The sequence below is a fragment of the Xanthomarina sp. GH4-25 genome (assembly GCF_045363175.1).
Classification (GTDB): domain Bacteria; phylum Bacteroidota; class Bacteroidia; order Flavobacteriales; family Flavobacteriaceae; genus Xanthomarina.
Genome location: NZ_JBJFLO010000006.1, coordinates 27346 through 47085, shown reverse-complemented (window position 1 = coordinate 47085; position 19740 = coordinate 27346). Strand labels below are relative to the sequence as shown.

21 protein-coding genes and 1 tRNA gene are annotated in these 19740 nt (G+C 31.9%); 3 read left to right on the top strand and 19 right to left on the bottom strand.

Annotation, left to right across the window (positions count from 1 at the left end; genetic code table 11):
* Window positions 1-64: 64 nt before the first annotated feature.
* Genes ACI5KZ_RS09895 through ACI5KZ_RS09870 form a run of 6 tightly spaced genes read right to left on the bottom strand, consistent with a single transcriptional unit; the run spans window position 65 to window position 4390 of the window.
* Window positions 65-478, bottom strand: coding sequence for a VOC family protein (locus tag ACI5KZ_RS09895; RefSeq protein ID WP_109308487.1), 414 nt, complete (start codon window positions 476-478; stop codon window positions 65-67).
* A gap of 11 nt (window positions 479-489) precedes the next feature.
* On the bottom strand, window positions 490-720 hold the full coding sequence (locus ACI5KZ_RS09890) for a hypothetical protein (RefSeq protein WP_109308486.1): 231 nt from the start codon (window positions 718-720) through the stop codon (window positions 490-492).
* Between the two features lie 12 nt (window positions 721-732).
* On the bottom strand, window positions 733-1083 hold the full coding sequence (locus ACI5KZ_RS09885; RefSeq protein ID WP_109308485.1) for a hypothetical protein: 351 nt from the start codon (window positions 1081-1083) through the stop codon (window positions 733-735).
* A gap of 11 nt (window positions 1084-1094) precedes the next feature.
* Window positions 1095-2069 carry a deoxyhypusine synthase family protein gene (locus ACI5KZ_RS09880; RefSeq protein ID WP_109308484.1) on the bottom strand — a complete coding sequence of 325 codons (975 nt, stop codon included), beginning with the start codon at window positions 2067-2069 and terminating at the stop codon, window positions 1095-1097.
* A complete protein-coding gene (gene speB, locus ACI5KZ_RS09875; protein WP_109308483.1) occupies window positions 2059-3000 on the bottom strand; it encodes an agmatinase in 942 nt (313 codons plus the stop codon). Before speB ends, ACI5KZ_RS09880 begins: the two co-directional genes overlap by 11 nt.
* On the bottom strand, window positions 2990-4390 hold the full coding sequence (locus ACI5KZ_RS09870) for an arginine decarboxylase (RefSeq protein WP_109308482.1): 1401 nt from the start codon (window positions 4388-4390) through the stop codon (window positions 2990-2992). Before ACI5KZ_RS09870 ends, speB begins: the two co-directional genes overlap by 11 nt.
* 620 nt (window positions 4391-5010) lie before the next feature.
* Between ACI5KZ_RS09870 and ACI5KZ_RS09865 the strand changes: the two genes are divergently transcribed.
* A complete protein-coding gene (locus ACI5KZ_RS09865; protein WP_406847551.1) occupies window positions 5011-6558 on the top strand; it encodes an ArnT family glycosyltransferase in 1548 nt (515 codons plus the stop codon).
* A 23-nt stretch (window positions 6559-6581) separates the two neighbouring features.
* Here ACI5KZ_RS09865 and ACI5KZ_RS09860 read toward each other — a convergent pair whose 3' ends face one another.
* The 8 genes from ACI5KZ_RS09860 to ACI5KZ_RS09825 all read right to left on the bottom strand — a co-directional run bounded on the left by ACI5KZ_RS09860 (window position 6582) and on the right by ACI5KZ_RS09825 (window position 13795).
* On the bottom strand, window positions 6582-7457 hold the full coding sequence (locus tag ACI5KZ_RS09860) for a pseudouridine synthase (RefSeq protein WP_109308480.1): 876 nt from the start codon (window positions 7455-7457) through the stop codon (window positions 6582-6584).
* Between the two features lie 65 nt (window positions 7458-7522).
* Window positions 7523-8425 carry a geranylgeranylglycerol-phosphate geranylgeranyltransferase gene (locus ACI5KZ_RS09855; RefSeq protein WP_109308479.1) on the bottom strand — a complete coding sequence of 301 codons (903 nt, stop codon included), beginning with the start codon at window positions 8423-8425 and terminating at the stop codon, window positions 7523-7525.
* An 11-nt stretch (window positions 8426-8436) separates the two neighbouring features.
* The gene (locus ACI5KZ_RS09850; protein ID WP_406847550.1) at window positions 8437-9366 is read right to left on the bottom strand and encodes a mevalonate kinase; all 930 of its coding nucleotides are present in this window, start codon (window positions 9364-9366) and stop codon (window positions 8437-8439) included.
* Between the two features lie 35 nt (window positions 9367-9401).
* Window positions 9402-10487: a diphosphomevalonate/mevalonate 3,5-bisphosphate decarboxylase family protein gene (locus tag ACI5KZ_RS09845; RefSeq protein ID WP_406847549.1), complete on the bottom strand. Its 1086-nt coding sequence runs from the start codon at window positions 10485-10487 to the stop codon at window positions 9402-9404.
* Between the two features lie 5 nt (window positions 10488-10492).
* Window positions 10493-11023 carry a DUF1697 domain-containing protein gene (locus tag ACI5KZ_RS09840; protein ID WP_406847548.1) on the bottom strand — a complete coding sequence of 177 codons (531 nt, stop codon included), beginning with the start codon at window positions 11021-11023 and terminating at the stop codon, window positions 10493-10495.
* Complete coding sequence (locus tag ACI5KZ_RS09835; RefSeq protein WP_406847547.1) at window positions 11020-12249, bottom strand: NAD(P)/FAD-dependent oxidoreductase; 1230 nt, start codon at window positions 12247-12249, stop codon at window positions 11020-11022. The genes ACI5KZ_RS09840 and ACI5KZ_RS09835 overlap by 4 nt, the downstream gene beginning before the upstream one ends.
* Window positions 12246-12932 (bottom strand): glycerophosphodiester phosphodiesterase family protein, encoded by a 687-nt coding sequence (locus ACI5KZ_RS09830; RefSeq protein ID WP_109308475.1) that lies wholly within the window; start codon window positions 12930-12932, stop codon window positions 12246-12248. Before ACI5KZ_RS09830 ends, ACI5KZ_RS09835 begins: the two co-directional genes overlap by 4 nt.
* Complete coding sequence (locus ACI5KZ_RS09825; protein ID WP_109308474.1) at window positions 12929-13795, bottom strand: acyl-CoA thioesterase II; 867 nt, start codon at window positions 13793-13795, stop codon at window positions 12929-12931. The genes ACI5KZ_RS09830 and ACI5KZ_RS09825 overlap by 4 nt, the downstream gene beginning before the upstream one ends.
* 104 nt (window positions 13796-13899) lie before the next feature.
* Between ACI5KZ_RS09825 and ACI5KZ_RS09820 the strand changes: the two genes are divergently transcribed.
* Window positions 13900-14709, top strand: a complete 810-nt coding sequence (locus ACI5KZ_RS09820; protein WP_109308730.1) for a hypothetical protein — start codon at window positions 13900-13902, stop codon at window positions 14707-14709.
* Window positions 14710-14786: 77 nt separating this feature from the next.
* Here the strand turns inward: ACI5KZ_RS09820 and ACI5KZ_RS09815 are convergent, their stop codons facing one another.
* The 4 genes from ACI5KZ_RS09815 to msrB all read right to left on the bottom strand — a co-directional run bounded on the left by ACI5KZ_RS09815 (window position 14787) and on the right by msrB (window position 17675).
* Window positions 14787-16004, bottom strand: coding sequence for a bifunctional alpha/beta hydrolase/OsmC family protein (locus tag ACI5KZ_RS09815; protein ID WP_109308473.1), 1218 nt, complete (start codon window positions 16002-16004; stop codon window positions 14787-14789).
* The gene (locus tag ACI5KZ_RS09810) at window positions 15973-16524 is read right to left on the bottom strand and encodes a peptide-methionine (S)-S-oxide reductase (protein WP_109308472.1); all 552 of its coding nucleotides are present in this window, start codon (window positions 16522-16524) and stop codon (window positions 15973-15975) included. Before ACI5KZ_RS09810 ends, ACI5KZ_RS09815 begins: the two co-directional genes overlap by 32 nt.
* Window positions 16525-16681: 157 nt before the next feature.
* Window positions 16682-17227: a peptide-methionine (S)-S-oxide reductase MsrA gene (gene msrA, locus ACI5KZ_RS09805; protein WP_406847546.1), complete on the bottom strand. Its 546-nt coding sequence runs from the start codon at window positions 17225-17227 to the stop codon at window positions 16682-16684.
* Window positions 17217-17675, bottom strand: a complete 459-nt coding sequence (msrB, locus tag ACI5KZ_RS09800) for a peptide-methionine (R)-S-oxide reductase MsrB (protein WP_406847545.1) — start codon at window positions 17673-17675, stop codon at window positions 17217-17219. Before msrB ends, msrA begins: the two co-directional genes overlap by 11 nt.
* A 274-nt stretch (window positions 17676-17949) precedes the next feature.
* Here msrB and ACI5KZ_RS09795 point away from each other — a divergent pair, with 274 nt between their 5' ends.
* Window positions 17950-19533 carry a kelch repeat-containing protein gene (locus ACI5KZ_RS09795; protein ID WP_406847544.1) on the top strand — a complete coding sequence of 528 codons (1584 nt, stop codon included), beginning with the start codon at window positions 17950-17952 and terminating at the stop codon, window positions 19531-19533.
* A gap of 55 nt (window positions 19534-19588) precedes the next feature.
* Here the strand turns inward: ACI5KZ_RS09795 and ACI5KZ_RS09790 are convergent.
* Window positions 19589-19670: transfer RNA gene (locus ACI5KZ_RS09790), tRNA-Leu, on the bottom strand.
* Between the last annotated feature and the right edge of the window lie 70 nt (window positions 19671-19740).

The window sequence follows — 19740 nt, the reverse complement described above, 5'->3', positions numbered from 1 at the left end:
AAGGTTGTTATTCTAAGTTGTTTTCAATTTGAAATTTTTACTAATTCAAACCAATAACTTTAGATTAGGCTTTAAAGACACTTTTTGAATCTGTAAAACATTTAAACTCCAGCATATAATCGTTTGGGTCTTTTATAAAAAAAGAGTTATGTTCTCCAGCTTTATTTTCTAAAAACGTAGTTTTTTCAACAACTTCTAAATCTAATTTTTTTAGTTTCGAATAGATGTCGTTCCATGTGTTCTGATCTACAATAACTCCAAAATGAAAAGAAGGCAAAATCTTACCTTCAAACACATAATTAGGACTATTAAAATGAAATTTTTCGGCTTTTATAAACGTTAATTGGTGTCCAAATAAATTTATATCTACCCAATTTTGGGTATGTCTGCCAAGGGTTGCGCCAATACTGTTTGTGTAAAATACTTTTGTTTCTTTTACACTTAAACATGGTAAAGACATGTGAAATGACGTGTTCATAAATTTACAATTTAAAGAGGTTTTAAACTTTCTACTCTGTAAATTACAAAATCTTCATCATTATTTTGAGAAACTTCAATAAAAGTTATTTTAAAAGATTTATTAATAAACGTTTCATCATTTTTTAAATCGAACTGCTTTAAAACTCTAGGATGAATTTCGTCGAAAATCAATTCTTCACCATTTTCAAACATGAAGGTGTAAAAACCATCGTTATAAGATAAAAATTCTGCTTCTCTCATCTCATAATAGTTTTAATCTTCATCTTCATCAACATCTTCATCGGCTACGTCTTCAACATCATCTAAATCATCATCATTATCTTCAAAATCCAAATCTTTTGCAGCAACTTCTTCAACAACATCTTCATCATCGTCATCATGATCATCTTCATCATGATCTTCCATAGCTTGAACCAATCTCACACCTACTTTAACTAAGTAGATGGTATCTTCAGTTTTCACTTCAACAGCTTCAACAATTTCGTTTTTAATATTTCTAAAAGAAATGATATCTTCATCATCATAACCATCAGGAAATTTTTCAACAAGAAGATCTAAAATATCTTCATTTAATTTTTGGTAGTCTACTATTACTCTTTTCATTTTAAAATAGGTTACATGTCTAATAAATAAGCAAATATTAATGGTGCAACAATGGTTGCGTCGCTTTCAATTATAAATTTAGGCGTATCGATATCTAGTTTCCCCCATGTTATTTTTTCGTTTGGGACTGCGCCCGAATAAGATCCATAACTGGTTGTAGAATCACTAATTTGACAAAAGTAGCTCCAGAATGGTGTTTCTGGTCTTTCCATATCTTGATACAGCATTGGTACTACACAAATTGGAAAATCTCCTGCAATACCTCCTCCTATTTGGAAGAAACCTATACCATTTTCTGAATTCTCTGTATACCAATCGGCTAGAAACGTCATGTATTCAATTCCAGATTTCATCGTGCTCGCTTTTAATTCTCCTTTAAGAACATAGCTTGCAAAAATATTCCCCATAGTACTGTCTTCCCAACCTGGACAAATAATTGGTAAATTTTTCTCTGCTGCTGCATACATCCATGAATCTTTTAAATCTATTTCATAGTATTCTTCAAGCACTCCAGAAAGCAATAATTTGTACATATATTCATGTGGCAAATAACGTTCTCCTTTAGCTTCAGCATCTTTCCATATTTTTACAATGTGTTTTTGCAAGCGTCTAAAAGCTTCTTCTTCTGGAATACAGGTATCTGTAACTCTATTAAGTCCTTTTTCTAATAAAGCCCACTCGTCTTGAGGCGTTAAATCTCTATAGTTTGGCACCCTTTTGTAATGTGAATGAGCAACCAAATTCATGATATCTTCTTCTAAATTCGCTCCAGTACAAGAGATGATTTGTACTTTATCTTGACGTATCATTTCTGCAAAAATCTTTCCAAGTTCAGCTGTACTCATAGCTCCTGCAAGAGAGACTAACATTTTAGCTCCTGAATTTAATTGCTCTTCATATCCTTTTGCTGCATCGACTAAAGCTGCTGCATTAAAATGTAAATAATATTTTTCTATAAAATTTGAAATAGCTCCTTTAGTACTCATCGTCTTCATTAAATTTTGAATTATTATTTTTATTTATGTTTGTATTATCGAAAGAGTTATCATAATCATCCTCCACACTTTCATTTTGAAATTTATAACTTAACATCTTATAATACAATTTTGCAGCTAAGAAATCTGAAGATTTTTCAGTTTCATTAGGGCATAACTCTACAATATCGAATCCAACAACGTTTTTTTCTGTAAAAATTTGTTTTAAAAACTCTAAGGTCTCGTACCATAAAAGCCCACCAGGTTCTGGCGTTCCCGTACTTGGCATGATGGAAGGATCAAACGCATCAAGATCAATAGTAATAAACACATTCTCCGTCATTTGATCAATAGCAGAATCTATCCAAGTATCATCCACAGCCATATCATGTGCAAAATAGGTTTTTTCTGTATCCATAACGGTTGTTTCCATAACATCCATAGATCGAATTCCAATTTGAAGCAGGTTTGTATTCTGGCTTGCCTCGTATAATGCGCATGCATGATTACATTTTGAACCATGGTACTCTTCTCGTAAATCGGCATGTGCATCAAGTTGTACAACGGTTAGATTGTCGAAACACTCGTTAAAAGCTCTAATAGTTCCAATAGAAACAGAGTGCTCCCCACCAAAGGCAGTTACAAATTTATTTCTTTTTATATATTTTTTAGTGGCTTGATGAACCGCATCAACCATGGCTTCTGGTGAAGAATTTTCTGTTATAGCATCGGCTAAATATACACCTTGCTGATATACTTCTGTACCAGTTTCAATATCGTAAAGCTCCATGTTTTCCGAAGCATTTAAAAAAGCTTCCGGACCTTTATCGGCTCCTTTTTGCCAAGTACTTGTTCCATCGTAAGGTACAGGTATTAAAACAATTTTTGAACTGTCTAATTTTGAATATTCTTCTGCTATTCCAGCATACGTTTTATTGTCCATCGTAACCTAAAATTTTAAGTAAGTCTTCACTTTTTTGTTGTTCACTAAATAAGTTTGTATTGATGTTTCCATCTTTATCCTTGTCTATTAAAATATGTTTTGGTGAAGGGATTAAGCAGTGTTGCAGCCCCCCAAATCCACCAATGGTTTCTTGGTACGCTCCTGTGTTAAAGAAGCCAAGGTATAAAGGTTTTTCTTTGTTGTATTTTGGTAAATAAATAGCGTTCATGTGTTGCTCGCTATTGTAGTAATCGTCGCTGTCGCAAGTTAAACCACCTAAGAGTACGCGTTCATAACTTTCGTGCCATCTATTAATTGGCAACATAATAAAACGTTTATTAATTGCCCAGGTATCTGGCAATGTTGTTATGAAAGACGAATTAATCATGTTCCATTTTTCACGATCGTTTTGTTGTTTTTGGTAAAGTACTTCGTAAATAGCTCCACCACTTTCCCCTACGGTAAAACTACCAAATTCGGTAAATATATTTGGTACAGGAACTTCTTCTTGCTCACAAAATAATTTAATTTGATTGATAATTTCATCAACCATATATTCATAATCAAAATCGAAAGCTAAAGAATTTTTAATTGGAAAGCCGCCTCCAATATTTAAACTATCTAAAGAAGGGCATATTTGTTTTAAGCTTGTATAAACCTTTAAACATTTAGAGAGTTCATTCCAATAATAAGCTGTATCTCGAATTCCTGTATTGATAAAGAAATGAAGCATTTTAAGCTTTACCTTTTTATTATCTTTAATCTGTCTGTTATAAAAAGGAACAATGTTTTTATAACCAATTCCTAAACGAGACGTGTAAAATTCAAATTTAGGCTCTTCTTCTGAAGCTATACGAATTCCAATATTGTATTTTCCTTTAATTTCTTGTGAGAGCAGGTCTATTTCTTCATAATTATCAATAATTGGAATACAATTCTTTTGTCCATTATTAATTAACCTGGCGATATTAGTTACATATTGGGCACGTTTAAAACCGTTACTAATAACATAAGTGTCATCTGTAATTTTTCCTTCAGCTTTTAAATTTTCAACAATATCAATATCGAAAGCTGAAGACGTTTCTATATGAATATCGTTTTTTAAAGCTTCGTTTAGCACATGTTTAAAGTGAGAGCTTTTTGTACAATAGCAATAGTGATACTTCCCTTTATATTTATGATTTTTGATAGCTTTTGAAAACCATTGTTTAGCACGACCAATATTATTAGATATTTGTGGCAAATATGTAAATTTCAATGGTGTTCCATACTGTTCTATCAATTCCATTAGATTGACATCGTGAAACTCAAGTGTTTTATTTTCTAATTTAAATTCATCCTGTGGAAAATCAAAAGTTTGATTAACCAAGTCTATATATTTTGTATTCATTTAATGCTTTTAAAATGTAAATATTTTATTCTATTTGAAACTTAAAGTTTAAAAGTAAACAATAATGATTACATATCAAATTTGTATTTGAGGATGAGTTGTAGGTATGAACCCAAACAAATGTTGGCTCATTAAAATGTAGTAAACGGAAGTTAGCTCTAAAATTCGGTTACTTAATCTGTAAGCAGCTTTTGAATATGACTTCCTAATTTTCAAAAGCCCGAACATAAAAACATCGTTCAATTTGTTCAGCTAATTCGAGTACAAATGAAATACTTTTTTTTATAAAACTAACTTTTTTTATATATTTTTTTTGGATATTAATTACGTCTTTCAACACCTTAAAATTGTGACATAAATATCAGATTTCACTTATTAGAATCACGCGAAATTAATCACCTTGATTTACGATGAGTATATATTAGAACTGCATAAATATATTGAGGAGAATTTTTATAAACTTTATACCAAGTAGGTTAAATAAAGTTAATTATTAAAAAGAAAAGTCATGAGCTAAAAATTTCGATTAATAACTTTAAATTTAAGGGCAAATTAAACGCATATAAATCCAATTAACACCATTCTAAACTTGTTTGTCTCAATAGTAATCTATTTCGCAAATGAGAAACTTACAAAAAGTAAACCGAATGAATAGGCAGTCCAAATTGATCGTATTATTTTTTTGTGTTATTAAATTAACTTTACATGTATTAGCAGACTGTCATTCAGGGTTTCAGGGAGATGAGTTATTGCATATTGAAACTGGCAAGCATCTTGCTTTTGGCTTTATGGAATTTCCGCCATTAATTGCTCTCTTAGCTTTTATCCAAAATATATTTCAATCTAATTCCGTATATATTCATCATCTTTTTTCTCATTTCGCCTCTATTCTTATCCTTATTTATACCGCTAAAACAACATTTGAATTGGGAGGAAAAAGCAAAGCTATATTTTTAGTGCTCTTGGCTATTATTATTGCACCAGGTTTTGGACGTTCTCAACAACTATTTCAGCCTGTGGTTTTTAGTCAGTTATTTTGGGTTTTAGGGTTCTACCAGCTCTTACGATTTGTAAAATATCTTGACAAAAAATCCTTATGGAACCTTACCCTCTTTTGCATTCTAGGTTTTTTAACCAAATACGACAGCTTCTTTTTTCTTTTTGGACTTACTACCTTAGTTCTCTTTAAAAGCACTAGAAAAGCTTTAATAAAACATAAATTTTGGATGAATGTTTTTGTGTTTCTTTTATGTATTACACCAAACATTATTTGGCAATACCTGAATGATTTCCCTTTATTACAAATGGTCAACAGACTTTACGAAACCCAACTAGATAAAATTAGCAGAGTTGAAAACCTGATTAATTTACTAATTGCCATAAACCCAATGACATCGTTATTATTGGTAATTCCTGCTATTTTATTCCTTCTAAATTCCAAGAGAACAAGCGTAGTTCATATTGTATCCATTGGAATTGGATTGTCTGCTTTATTACTCTTATACAAAAATGGGAAAGGCTACTATTTCTATCCTATTATTTTGACACTTATTCCATTTGGAGCTGTCTTTTGGGAACAACTCTTTCTTAAAAGTAAAAAGTGGATCATATATCCTATTTCAGTACTAATGCTTTTTGGTGCTATTCTTATTCCTTTTGGCATGCCTGTTTATAGTTTTAATAGATATCTTGAAAAGGTTTATCCTTTTGAAAAAAAGGATGTAGAAGGAGGTGAATTTGGAGTAAAATATGATGAATACTACACACAAGAAAAATGGAAAAACACCATGAATGAATTAGCAAAAGTGTATGATAGTCTTCCAAAGTTAGAGAAACAAGATTGTTTAATTTGGGGTAAACATTATAGCCAAGCTGGAGCTGTAAATTTGTTTGGAGAATTATATCATCTTCCAAAGGCATTCTCTTATCACGGAAGTTTTTACAGTTGGTCGCCTAATGGCAATATGCCTCATACAGTTATAGCATTGAGTTATCAGGTTGGTGATTTTTTCACAGACTACTTTGAAGAGGTAACTTTAGTCAAAGCAATTTACAATCCATATGCAGACAACGAAGAAGTGCTTTATCAGAAAATTTACATCTGTAAAAAACCTAAACAAAACTTCGAGACTATGAAACTTTTGTTTGAGAAAAGAATATTTGAATAATGAAGGGTTGAACCTGTAAAAAATTATAGCATTTTCAAGGTGTTTACCTCTTGCTCTGTTAAATGTTTCCAATGTCCTCTAGGAATATCTTTTTTAGTAAGATGACCAATTGCAACACAGTCTAGGCTAATAATATCGTATTTAAGCTCATCGAAAATAGTTCTTAATATTGTATTTCCAGTGTTTTTTATTTTAAGGCCAATCTCTTTTTTAGAAGCTCCATCAATATAGCTTATTTCTTCTACAGCAATCAATTTTCCATCGACTTTAAAACCTTCTCTTATTTTTTTAAGGTCTTCAATCTTTAAATTTTTATCTAATTCTACTTGAAACAAACGTGGAACACCATTTTTAGAATTGGTGAATTTTTTTACAATTGTTTCATCATTAGTAAATAACAAAAGTCCTTTAGAGTTTCTTCCTAAACGTCCAATAGGTTTAATTCTTGAGGTTGTTGCATTAGCTACTAAATCCATAACCGTTCTGCCTTTTCCTTCGGCAGTAGTTGTTGCAAAACCTTTGGGTTTGTTAAGTAATACATATGCTTTCTTTTCTGGGTTGATACGCTGACCATCATAACGAACCTCATCTTCTAGTTTTACTTTGTAACCCATTTCAGTTACTATTTGTCCGTTTACAGACACTAATCCTATAGCAATATGAGCGTCTGCCTCTCTACGTGAACAGATACCAGAATTAGCAATATATTTGTTTAAACGAATCTCATCTGGATGAGATGTGGTCTTGGATTGCGCTTTTTTCTTTATAGGCGAATTTCCTCGAGCATAACTTTTACTTTGTGGTGAACTACTACCACGACTCGATTGGTTAGCTCTTTCTTTTTGCTGCCCTCTTCCTGAAGATTTCCCTTTACTACTGCTACCTTGATGTCTGCTCATGATTCCTAATTTTTTTGCAAAGATACAGAAAGACCAATTGCTTTCAAGCAACTAAATAATAATTATTAAATTCTATTAAGCAGTAAATGAATATTTATTAGCATAATACTAAAAACACCAGCTACAATTATAAATTTCAAGATATTATGTAAAATTAAGTAATGTGTTTTAGATTTTGAAGCCCAAAGTAAAACCATGAAAATAAGTAATAAAAAAACACTTAAATAAAAGAAGTATACCATTTGACCAACATGAAAATGACACACCAAAAAATAGGTTGGAACAGCTGTTAACAGAGCTAAAGTAGTAAGCATTATTTTCGATACATTTTCACCGTAAACAACAGGAATAGTATGATAATTTAAAACCAAATCACCTCTTATGTTCTCTAGGTCTTTTGTCAATTCCCTCATAGAAATAATTAAAAACAAAAAAGCTGCATGAACAAAAATGACATGCTCGTAGTTTTTGTAATACATAAAAATGGCGAAAAAAGGTGTAATGGTTAATATGGCAGATGTTAAATTACCAATAAATGGCATTTTCTTTAATTTATGCGAATAAAACCAAATACAAAAAATATATAACGAAAAGAAAATAACAGCTCGAAAAGACACATAACTTGACATAACAACTGCCATAAAATTCAATACAAAATACAACGACAGCTTGGTGTTCTGACTTACTAATCGATCTAATTTGGATTTATTAGGTCGGTTTATTAGATCCTTTTCAGAGTCGTAAAAGTTATTAATAATATAACCTCCAGCAATGGTTGCTGAAGATGCTAAAACTAACATTAAAAGATTGACATCTAAAACAACTTCCCGTAAAGGTAAATCGTGAGCAAGAATGTAAACAGACGTTAAATATTGTGCTATTACAACAATAAGAATGTTGTAACCTCTAACCACAGAAAACATACTAAAAAACTTTAGTAAAATGTGTTTGTGTTTTCGAGAAAGCATCGTTTGAAAATTTAGAAGTTATAAACAACTTCTAAGTTATAATCTTTAAGAGATTTTTTAGCTTTGTCTATATCTTCGGTAAAGCCTAAAATATATCCACCACCACCAGAACCACAAAGTTTTAAGTAGTATTCGTTAGTTTCTATACCTTTCTTCCAAAGTTCATGAAACTGTTGTGGAATCATAGGTTTAAAATGATTTAATACCACTTTTGAAAGCTTCTTAGTGTTTCCGAATAAAGATTTAATATCTCCTTTCAAGAAATCGTCCACACATGCATCTGTATGCTTTATAAATTGTGTTTTAAGCATTTTTCTAAAACCTTCCTGTTTCATGTTTTCCATAAAAATACTTACCATGGGTGCCGTTTCTCCAATAATTCCACTATCCAATAAAAATACCGCATTTTTACCATTGGTGTTTTGAGAAGGAATACCTGTTGCTTCAATATTGTCTTTAGAATTGATAAGAATTGGAATACTTAAATAACTATTTAAGGGATCTAGTCCTGAAGATTTACCATGAAAAAAAGATTCCATTGCTGAGAAAACAGCTTTTAATTTTAATAATTTCTCTCTAGTTAAATTCTCTAAAACCGTAATTTTATCGAACGCGTATTTATCATAAATAGCTGCAACCAATGCACCACTACTTCCTACACCATATCCTTGAGGAATTGATGAATCGAAATACATTCCTGCATCTACATCTAGTTGAAATTTTTCAAAATCGAATGTTACTAAATTCGCGTCAATTGTATGAAGGTATTCCTCAAAGCGCTTTAAGCTTTCATTAGATTTCAATGCTGTTTCAGACGCATCATTATCCATCTTTAAAGCACCATTATAAAAATTATAAGGAATCGACAATCCTTTAGAATCTTTAATAATTCCATACTCACCAAAGAGTAAGATTTTTGAGTAAAACAGAGGTCCTTTCATGTATTTATAGAGCAATTACTTAACAAATATACGTATTATTCTTTTATTTGGTTTGCACCAAAGCCAATTTGATCGCAAATATATTGTTCGTTCTGACAATATACAACTAGTTCATTCTTAATGAATTCTAGTATCACTTTGGCTTCATTCTTTGGATATAGTATATGTACGTTTGCTCCAGCATCTAGTGTAAAACCTATATGCAACCCTGTATTTTTTCTAAAATTCCAGATTTTATTGATAATCTCAAGTGTATTTGGTTTCATTAAAATAAAATACGGCATACTTGTCATCATCATGGCATGCAGTGTTAAAGCTTCACTTTCAACTAAAGCAATAAATTGATCTAAATCTCCAGATTCTAGAATGGGTTTTAATTTTTCCAAGTTTTCGTGTGCCTGTTTAAACCTGTTTTCAGCATAAGGATGCTCATACATTAAATTGTGCCCAACAGTGCTACTTACTTGCTTTTCACCTTTATCAACTAATAAAATAGTGTCTTGATATTCCTTAAAGATCTCGTGAACTTGATAAGGATATTTTACACCAAACAAATCACTGCTTCCATTAACTGCCTTTGTTTCTCCCCAAACAATCAAATCGCCTTCAATACTTCTACAAGCAGATCCAGATCCTAATCGTGCTAAAAATGAAGCTTTCTGGTAGAAGTACAAGTCTGTTATTTCTGGATTATTCAGTTTCTCTAAACTCAATAGACATAATGCCATGGCGCTCATGCCTGAAGCAGAAGAAGCAATACCTGAACTATGTGGAAAAGTATTTGAGGTTTCAATTTTAAAATGAAAATCCTTTAAAAAAGGCAAATACGCTTCAACTCTTTCAAAAAAGGTTTTAATTTTTGGCTTAAAATCGTCCTTTTTCTCTCCATCTAAAAATACTTCAAATGAAAAATCATTACCGGACTCTTTTTTTGAATAACTCAACGTTGTAATAGTTTTACAATTATTCAACGTAAGGCTAATGGATGGGTTTTCAGGAATTTGATGTTTCTTTTTTCCCCAATATTTTACCAATGCAATATTACTAGGCGATTCCCAAGTTACTTGCCCTTTTTCTTTTGAAATTTTATATTCTTTCGGAATAAAGTGTTGTTCTGTCATAGTCATTATTCAGAAGACAAAGATAATAACTTTACCATTGTATTATAGTTTCTAGCTGTTGCAAATGTCTTTAGCTTTCTCTCGAAAAAATTTGCATTAAATTTTGCTTGACCCATCCCTTTCTTACAATAAAAATAAATGCAATTGTTGATGATTTCGTACTCTTCCCCTTCATACACTTTTTCTGAAGCAACTGATACCAACTCTTCTAAAGGCGTATCGTGCAACATCAGAAAATAACTAGCTTTCTTTTTTTCTTCTAAAAATGGGTTATCATTAAAAATTTGTTCCAATTCTTGCCTTGTTTTTGCTAGAACAGATACTTCGAATCCAAAATGAGCCATAATTGCTGTTTGAATATTATTTTCAATCATTTTTGATTTTTCTGAAGACTTCAAAATAACATTCCCACTTTGAATGTAAGTTTTCACATTCTCGAAACCAGATTTTGTAAGTAATTCACGTAACTCTGCCATGGGAACTTTTTTATGTCCACCAACGTTAATTCCTTTTATAAGTACAATATGAGTGTTCATCCTGAAATTGATTTAGCCACAATAAAAGCTCCTGTCCATGCATTCTGAAAATTAAAACCTCCAGTAATGGCATCCACATTAATAACTTCGCCAGCAAAATATAAGTTTTTATGAAGTTTACTTTCAAAGGTTTTAAAATTAATTTCTTTTAAATCTAAGCCTCCAGCAGTAACAAACTCTTCTTTAAAGGTGCTTTTTCCATCTACTTTAAAAATAGCTTGTGTTAGTTGTTTCGCAAAATCTTCTAATTGCTGTTTGTTTAAATCTGCCCAACGACTATCTTGGTCCAAACTTGACGCCAAAACTAATTTGTGCCATAGACGTTTTGGCAAATCGAATTGAGTAGATTTAAAAACTGTTTTCTTTGCTAATTGCTGTTTTAGTTCTTTTAATTGTTCCATACAATCTTCAAAAGATTGCTTGATAAAATTAATTTCAATTTCAAATTTATAATGGCGTTCAGCCAATTCAATGGCTCCAAATGCAGAGAGTTTTAAAATGGCTGGAGCACTCATACCAACATGTGTAATTAATAAAGGCCCTTCGCTCCACAAATCGGTTCCAAGAACCTTCACCTCAACATTTAAAGCGACTACTCCAGGAATATCTTTTATACGTTCGTCTTTTATATTAAACGTAAATAGCGATGGAACAGGTTGTGAGATTGCATGGCCTAAACCTTCCAGTAATTTCCAAATTTTTGGGTTGCTTCCTGTGGCTATTACTAATTTTTCTGATGAAAACTCGTCTTGATTTGTGCTGATTTCAAAATTTAAACCTCTCGACTGTGTTCGAGGTGACACAAAAATGTTTTTTACTGATTGATTATATAAAACTTCTACATGGTGTTTTTTTGCTTCGTCAAGGAAGCAGTCAATAATTGTTTGAGACGAATTTGACACAGGAAACATTCTACCATCCTCTTCAATTTTCAATTCAACACCACGCTTTTCAAACCATTCGATGGTATCTCCTGTCATAAATTGATGAAAAGGACCCAATAATTCTTTTTCACCACGTGGATAATTTAGCACTAATTCTTGTGGAATGAATTCGGCATGCGTAACGTTACAACGTCCACCACCAGAAACTTTCACCTTTTGTAAACCCTCTTTACCTCGTTCTAAAATAGCGACTTTTAGTGTGGGGTTTTGTTCGGCAATATTAATAGCTGCAAAAAAACCTGCTGCTCCACCTCCAATTATTATAACATCTTTTTTAATCATAATCTATCTGGAACATCTGAGATTATTCCGTCTACTTGATAACTTTTCATTCTATTAATAGTTTGCTTATCATTAACCGTCCAAGTGTACACTTTATAGCCTTTTACTTGAGCTAGTTTTACATTTTCTGAAGTCAACAACGCAAAATTTGGATGAATAGCTTGAGCATTTATAGTTTTCGCAAACTCAATAGCTTCTGCAACATTGGCTTTGGTTAAAACACCTAAGGGAATATTTTTATCTAATTGAAACACATCTTCCAATTCGTGATGCTGAAAACTTGAGATAATAAAGTTGTTATAGCTCCAGTCTCTCTTTTTAATATACTTCGAAATAACATCACAAGTTTTTGATGCTGTATGTTTTCCTTTTAATTCAATATTTAAAAGACATTTTTTATCTATAATATCTAAAACTTCTTCTAAAGTTGGAATTGAAAATTGCTCATTTACCTTCAGTTTCTTTAATTCTTGTAATGACATTTTACTAATTTCTCCAGTTCCATTAGTCATTCTATCTAAAGTAAAATCATGAAAAACTACTAATTCTCCAGAAGCACAGACATGCACATCTATTTCTATGCCATCTACACCAAAATTTAATGCTTTTTGAATGGATTCTATTGTGTTTTCTGCAACATACCCCTTAGCTCCTCGATGTCCTATTTTTAGTATTGTACTCATTGATCTTTAGGTCTCATTAACCCTTCTTGGGCTACTGAAGCAACTAGTATTCCTTCTCTTGTATAAATATTCCCTCTAGCAAATCCTCTAGCATTCGATGCATTGGGTGATTCCATAGAAAACAATAACCAATCGTCCAGATCAAAATCTCTAAAATACCACATAGAATGGTCTAAACTTGCTGTTTGCGTATTTCCCCAATGTGCTACACTAGCATGAGGATTTAGTGCAGAAACCAAGATATTATAATCTGAAATATATGTTAATATTTGTTGCTTAGTTGCTAAATCCAGAGCACTTACATCTCCTTTTAATTTAAACCAGACATTACTGTATGGAGGTAAATCTTTTCTATCTAATGGATTTACAGTCTCAGTTGGTTTAAATTCTACTGGACGTTCAATTTCCAGAAATGATTTCACATGTTTAGGTAGAAAATCTCCAAATTGATTGTAAATGTCTGTCCAACTTAATAGTTCTTCTGGTTTTTTAACCTTTTTTTCCAAGGGGATTTGATGACTATATCCCGTCTCTTTTTTATGAAATGACGCTGATAAAATAAAAATAGTAGTTTCGTTTTGTTGTGCAGTAACTCTACGAACAGAAAAACTTCCACCATCTCTTACTATACTAACATGATAAGTAATAGGCAACTCTAATTTTCCAGCTTCAAGAAAATATGAGTGCATGGAATGTAATACTCTTTGATTAGTAATCGTTCTGCTAGCTGCATTAATTGCTTGAGCCAAAACCTGGCCACCAAACACATTTGGGCTACCAACTGGTTTGCTTGTACCTACATATTCGGTCTGGGTTATTTTTTCTAATACTAATAAGTCTAATAGGTTAGTAACTGATGTCATAAAATAAAATTCTAAGCTTTAATTTATCAAAACTATTAAAATCATTTTTGGGTTTGTATATTTTTTATAATTAGTTTTGAAAGATGCCTTATTTCGATAAAAACATGAAGCTTCAACCTTTAAGCCTAATAACATTAATACTACTATTAATATCCTGTAAATCTGATCATTTAAATATTATTGGAAGTTTTCCTTTGTCTTTAACAGAAGTTTCTGCTGCTGAAAAAACGCCTTTTTCAACTCTTATTTGGGTTATTGAAGATTCAAGAAACAAAAACACGTTATTTGGTGTAAACGAATCTGGAGAAGTTGTTAAAGAATTGCATATTACTAACGCAGTAAATAATGACTGGGAAGATTTAACTAGTGATTCTTTTGGAAATATTTACATTGGAGATTTTGGGAACAATAAAAAAAAGCAAAAAACTTATACAATTTATAAAGTAAAAAAGCCAAATAAAAACACCCATAACACCACTGCTGAAAAAATTACATTTCAACTTCCAGACAAAATGAAACCTGAAAACTTTGAGGCTTTTTTTATTTACAACCATCATTTTTACATTTTCAATAAAGCAAATAAAAAGGGGAAAATGTTTAAAGTTTTAAATGAAATTGGAGGACAAGAAGCTGAACTAGTTACAGAATTTAACCTAAAAGGAAAGAAGAATAAAATTACATCGGCCGATATAAGCGAAGATGGTAAAACCATCATATTATTAAACAACGATAAATTATGGAAAATATCGAACTTTAAAAAAGATGATTTTTTTAATGGAACCATAGAATCTATTGACTTTAACCATCTAACTCAAAAAGAAGGCGTTTGTTTTAAAGACAAGCAAACGGTTTATATTACCGATGAACGCATTGGGTTTATTGGAGGACAAATTTATACATTAAATATTGAATAATTATTGTACAACAATGCCATTACAGTTGTTTAACTAAATTCCTACTTAATTTAGTTTCAAGTCTTTTTAAAAGCTATCTATACTAATTCTGTGTCTATAATAACTTCTTTCTGCAACGTTTTATGAACGGGACATTTTGATGCAATTTCTTTTAAACGTTGTTTTTGTGAATCGTCTAAATTTCCTACAAATTTTAATCGTTTTTGAAGATGATCCATTCGTGTTGGTTTTTCAATATCTAGCATCAAATCATCACTATGCTTTTTAGAATATGTAATGTATGCATACACTTCTTGTAAATCCCATTTTTTACGTTCAGCATAAAGTTTTAATGTCATTACTGTACAAGCCGCTAATCCAGCGCTTAAGTAATCGTAGGGAGAAGGCCCAAAATCATCACCACCAACACTCTCTGGTTCATCAGCAATAAAATTATGCTTTTTAGTTTGAATAGACGTTGTAAAATTGTCTTCTAGCAGGTTTAAATGCCCAACTAATTGTTCACCTTCTGTACTTAGCATGTCGTTATCTTTAGGTTCAAAATAACGTTGCACCCAAGCCCCAATCATATTTCCTGCATATTTACTGTCACGCCCTTTAGACAGTAAATGATCTGCTTGATCCAAGCTTACAAAACTTTTTGGATGATGTGCATTATGATATAGTTTATGAGCATTCTCGATACCAACAACAGTATCAAAAGGAGCATGCATAATTAGTAAAGGTTTTCGTAAGTTTTTAGTAATTTCTGGCAAATTGGTTTTACCAAAATCTTCAACAAATTCTTGGTTAATTTTAAACGGTCTGCCACCAATATTAATTTCAACTTCTCCTTTTTCCTTAACCTCATCAATACCATGAGAAAACAAATGTGTAACATGATCAACCGTTGCTGGAGCTCCAATGGTGGCTATAGCTTTTATGTTATCTAATTTAGATGCAGCAACAATAACTGCTGCACCACCAAGCGAATGACCTATTAGTAAACTAGGTGCCTGATAGTTGTTTTCTAAATAATTGCTAACTGCTATTAAATCTGCAACATTAGCTGAGAAATAACTCTCTGCAAATTCGCCTTCGCTTCTACCTAAACCAGTAAAATCAAATCGAACGACTCCAAAACCATGATTTGTTAATGCACGACTAATATTTTTAACGGCGCTTAAGGTACTTGAACAGGTAAAACAATGAGCAAATACGGCATAATAATTAGGTTTTTGATTGGCAGGCAATTCTAAATAGGCTTGTAATTTATGACCTTTATTATTCTGAATATTGAGTTTCGTGCTTTTCATATGTTTCTAATTGAATTAATTTATCTTGTTTGGTATAAGTAGAAAATTGCTTTAGCAACAAGTTTAATTTTGGGTTAATAAAGGTTTTACAAAATGGCTTTTCTGGGTTCTTTTGATAATAATTCTGTATGGCTTCTCGAGATGCTTTGAATTCTGAAAAAGGAAAAACCTGTGTTATTAATCTTTGATCAAAATCTTCCTGAAAACTTTCAATATGCTTTATGGCTTCGCGTTGTTGGGTTTTAGAAAACGTATAAATTGCCGAACGGTATTTATTTCGCATACTGTGATTTGAAGTACTTTTATGAGTATACAAATGAATTTCCACAAGTGTTTTAAAAGAGATTTCTTCCGAGTTAAAATGCACAATCACAGCTTCTGAAAAACTACTATTCGCATCAATTGAAGCCACATAACCTTGCTCTACGTTTTTAACCCCTTTTAAAAATTGAAATACAGCCTCCGTACACCAATGACAACCACCTCCTAATGCTATTTTTGAAAATTCTTTCTTAATCATTTTTCAATTTCTTAAACAGTTTCCATATTAGAAACTAAAGCTTAGTAGTATATTACTACATTAATATGTTTTTAACCCTGAATTAAATGACTCATAATAGCGTTTTAAGCGACTTTATTTTTAAAACTGATGAAAGTGTTATGTTACAATTGCCCTTTCAAATTGATTTCAATTTATCAGCATGTAACTCACGAAGTTTTGCTAATTTAGGAGTAATAACAAAGCTACAATATCCTTGTTCTCGGTTATTTTTATAATAATTTTGATGTGCTTCTTCTGCTTTATAAAAAACTCCTAATTTACTTATTTCGGTCACAATTTTATTTTCATAATAAACAGCCATTTCTTTAATAACAACTTCTGCAACTTCTTGTTGCTCTTTGTTATGATAAAAAACAACCGAACGATATTGAGTCCCTCTATCTGCACCTTGACGGTTTAAGGACGTTGGATCGTGAGTTGTCATGAAGATAATTAAAATATCTTCATAAGTAATTATGCTTGCATCAAAAGTTACTTGAACAACTTCGGCATGACCAGTTAATCCAGAACAAATTTCTCTATATGTTGGTCTTCCTGGAACATTTCCACCGGTATAACCAGAAACAACTTTTTCAACACCTTTTACTTCTAGAAAAACAGCTTCTGTACACCAGAAACAACCACCTCCAAGTGTAGCTTGTTGCATTTTTTTAAGTGTCATTTGTATTCCTTTCTAACACTATTGATTCCGAATTGACGCAATATCTTAAACCACTTGGTTCTGGACCGTCCGGAAATACATGTCCTAAATGCCCATCGCATGTATTACACATCACTTCTACACGAACCATTCCTAAAGTCCCATCTTTCTCATACTTAATAGCGTTGTCTTTAATGGGTTGAGTAAAACTAGGCCAACCTGAACCTGATCCAAATTTAATTGACGAATCGAACAATGGTGAATCGCAACAAACACAGTTGTACTGACCTTCATCATATGAGCTACATAGAGCTCCGCTATGTGGTCTTTCTGTACCCTTTTGTCTAGTAATTCTAAATTGTTCTGGAGTTAATTGCGCTCGCCATTCTGATTCTGGTTTTTCAATACGTCTGTCAGGTTTTAGATTCCCTCTCACACTGAAATTAATAACGTCTTTCCAAGTTAGCATAAGTAATGTCCTTTCTTTTATTTAATTATATTATTATGCCTTTCAAGCTTCATATTAAGTCGACAAGCAATTCAATTCCTTACATCACGTAAATATTAATCTTTTAACAACACATAAATTATACTAATTTAATAATTCCACTCTGACATTGACCATTGATAATCGAATAAAAAAGTAACTTTAACGAATTAATTCACCAATTTTTCTATTTCTTTTTAAAAATGAATATCTTTTCAGTTAGCTATTATTCAAAATCAATTACTCATATCGCTTTATGAAAAATTTCAAGAGTTTAATTACTAAGAAACTCTCCCTTAATTTGTTTCTCTTTTTGTCCTTCATTCCGTTTGGAAACTCCGTATTGAGTCAGACTTGGACAAATAAGAATGAAAATGAAAATTATACTGCAAGACATGAATGTAGTTTTATACAGGTTGGTGATAAATTTTTACTTTTAGGAGGTAGAGAATCTCAAGTTGTAGACATTTATGATTACGCAAATAATACTTGGACTCAAGGGGCTTCATCTCCAATTTTATTACACCATTTTCAGGCTGTTGAATATGGAGGTTTAGTATGGGCTATAGGTGCTTTAATAGATAATAACGACCCAAGTGAAGCACCTGCTGAATATGTTTATATGTATAATTCAGCAAGTGATCAATGGATTCAAGGAGTTGAAATCCCCTCCACAAGAAGACGTGGCGCTGGTGGCTTAGTCATGTATAACAATAAGTTTTATTTTGTTGGTGGAAATGAAGGTGGGCACAATGGTAACTATCAATCTTGGTTTGACGAATACGACCCATTGACAGGAACATGGACTCAATTAACAGATGCACCACATCAAAGAGATCATTTTCAGGCAGCATTGTACAACGATGAATTATACCTTATAGGAGGAAGACAATCTGGTGGACCTGGTGGTTCAAGATTACCGACCGTTCCAGAAATAGATATTTTCAATTTTACAACTCAAACATGGAGCACTTTAGACGCTTCAAAAAATCTCCCTACACCAAGGTCAGCTGCAGCTGTTACAATTTATAATGATGAAATTTATGTTATCGCTGGAGAGATTGTTAATGCTTTTGATATTGTTGAAGCTTACAGCCCAATTACTAATTCGTGGACTACTAAAAACCCAATCAACAATTTAAGAGATGGGACTCAGGCTATTACTTCTGGAAACGGCATTTTTATTACGGCTGGAGCTGGTGGAAGTGGACCTTTAAAGGATATGGAATATTACAACCTAGATGCTCCAACTGGTAGTCCAAATATAGCAAGTACCTTTTCTGCCGATGAATATGTAAAATCTTTTATTTATTCTGAAACTGATGGAACTGTTGTTTTACAAATTACACTTTCTAATAACTTAGGAACAACTGGTACTTTTATAGACTCTATTGAGTTAACTGGAGCTAATTACAGTCTGTCACAAACCTATAATGATATCTTTTTAGGCGCAAATTCAGATTTAGTTTTCGAAGTAACTCTAAGCAACACAACGCTTCCTGAAAACAACGGTTTAGTAACTGTTACATACAATAATAGTAATTCGTTTAATATTTCACTAGAAGGAGATTTAGATAGCACTTTAAATATCAATTCGGTTGAAAACAGTTTAGACAATATTAAATTATATCCAAACCCAACAAAAACATCTTTCTCAATAAATAAAGCATTAAACAAAGTACAGGTTTTCGATATTACTGGAAAACTAATGACAGAGTTTATTGGTAATTTCAATAAAGGAACGAACTATGATGTTTCCAACCTACCACAAAGTATGTATTTTGTTACAGTTGAAAATAAAATAGGGCAAAAGCAGACAAACAAATTAATCAAACTTTAAAACAAAAGGAATAAAAAAAGCTTCAACATCATGTTGAAGCTTTTTGCTTATTCTGTGCGGGTGGGGAGACTCGAACTCCCACACCTCGCGGCACCAGATCCTAAGTCTGGCGTGTCTACCAATTCCACCACACCCGCAATAAGGAGTGCAAATATAAAAATTTGTTTTAATATACAATCGTATCTTTTAATAAAAAGTTCTTTGTGA

What these genes read in the sequence shown, in the direction of transcription:
- ACI5KZ_RS09865 (WP_406847551.1), top strand. Translation starts at nt 5,011, where the DNA reads ATGAGAAACTTACAAAAAGTAAACCGAATGAATAGGCAGTCCAAATTG.
- ACI5KZ_RS09860 (WP_109308480.1), bottom strand. Translation starts at nt 7,457, where the DNA reads ATGAGCAGACATCAAGGTAGCAGTAGTAAAGGGAAATCTTCAGGAAGA.
- ACI5KZ_RS09880 (WP_109308484.1), bottom strand. Translation starts at nt 2,069, where the DNA reads ATGAGTACTAAAGGAGCTATTTCAAATTTTATAGAAAAATATTATTTA.
- ACI5KZ_RS09855 (WP_109308479.1), bottom strand. Translation starts at nt 8,425, where the DNA reads ATGCTTTCTCGAAAACACAAACACATTTTACTAAAGTTTTTTAGTATG.
- ACI5KZ_RS09795 (WP_406847544.1), top strand. Translation starts at nt 17,950, where the DNA reads ATGAAAAATTTCAAGAGTTTAATTACTAAGAAACTCTCCCTTAATTTG.
- ACI5KZ_RS09885 (WP_109308485.1), bottom strand. Translation starts at nt 1,083, where the DNA reads ATGAAAAGAGTAATAGTAGACTACCAAAAATTAAATGAAGATATTTTA.
- ACI5KZ_RS09825 (WP_109308474.1), bottom strand. Translation starts at nt 13,795, where the DNA reads ATGACATCAGTTACTAACCTATTAGACTTATTAGTATTAGAAAAAATA.
- ACI5KZ_RS09870 (WP_109308482.1), bottom strand. Translation starts at nt 4,390, where the DNA reads ATGAATACAAAATATATAGACTTGGTTAATCAAACTTTTGATTTTCCA.
- msrB (WP_406847545.1), bottom strand. Translation starts at nt 17,675, where the DNA reads ATGCTAACTTGGAAAGACGTTATTAATTTCAGTGTGAGAGGGAATCTA.
- ACI5KZ_RS09890 (WP_109308486.1), bottom strand. Translation starts at nt 720, where the DNA reads ATGAGAGAAGCAGAATTTTTATCTTATAACGATGGTTTTTACACCTTC.
- ACI5KZ_RS09845 (WP_406847549.1), bottom strand. Translation starts at nt 10,487, where the DNA reads ATGACAGAACAACACTTTATTCCGAAAGAATATAAAATTTCAAAAGAA.
- ACI5KZ_RS09850 (WP_406847550.1), bottom strand. Translation starts at nt 9,366, where the DNA reads ATGAAAGGACCTCTGTTTTACTCAAAAATCTTACTCTTTGGTGAGTAT.
- ACI5KZ_RS09840 (WP_406847548.1), bottom strand. Translation starts at nt 11,023, where the DNA reads ATGAACACTCATATTGTACTTATAAAAGGAATTAACGTTGGTGGACAT.
- ACI5KZ_RS09820 (WP_109308730.1), top strand. Translation starts at nt 13,900, where the DNA reads ATGAAGCTTCAACCTTTAAGCCTAATAACATTAATACTACTATTAATA.
- ACI5KZ_RS09810 (WP_109308472.1), bottom strand. Translation starts at nt 16,524, where the DNA reads ATGATTAAGAAAGAATTTTCAAAAATAGCATTAGGAGGTGGTTGTCAT.
- ACI5KZ_RS09895 (WP_109308487.1), bottom strand. Translation starts at nt 478, where the DNA reads ATGAACACGTCATTTCACATGTCTTTACCATGTTTAAGTGTAAAAGAA.
- msrA (WP_406847546.1), bottom strand. Translation starts at nt 17,227, where the DNA reads ATGACACTTAAAAAAATGCAACAAGCTACACTTGGAGGTGGTTGTTTC.
- ACI5KZ_RS09835 (WP_406847547.1), bottom strand. Translation starts at nt 12,249, where the DNA reads ATGATTAAAAAAGATGTTATAATAATTGGAGGTGGAGCAGCAGGTTTT.
- ACI5KZ_RS09830 (WP_109308475.1), bottom strand. Translation starts at nt 12,932, where the DNA reads ATGAGTACAATACTAAAAATAGGACATCGAGGAGCTAAGGGGTATGTT.
- ACI5KZ_RS09815 (WP_109308473.1), bottom strand. Translation starts at nt 16,004, where the DNA reads ATGAAAAGCACGAAACTCAATATTCAGAATAATAAAGGTCATAAATTA.
- speB (WP_109308483.1), bottom strand. Translation starts at nt 3,000, where the DNA reads ATGGACAATAAAACGTATGCTGGAATAGCAGAAGAATATTCAAAATTA.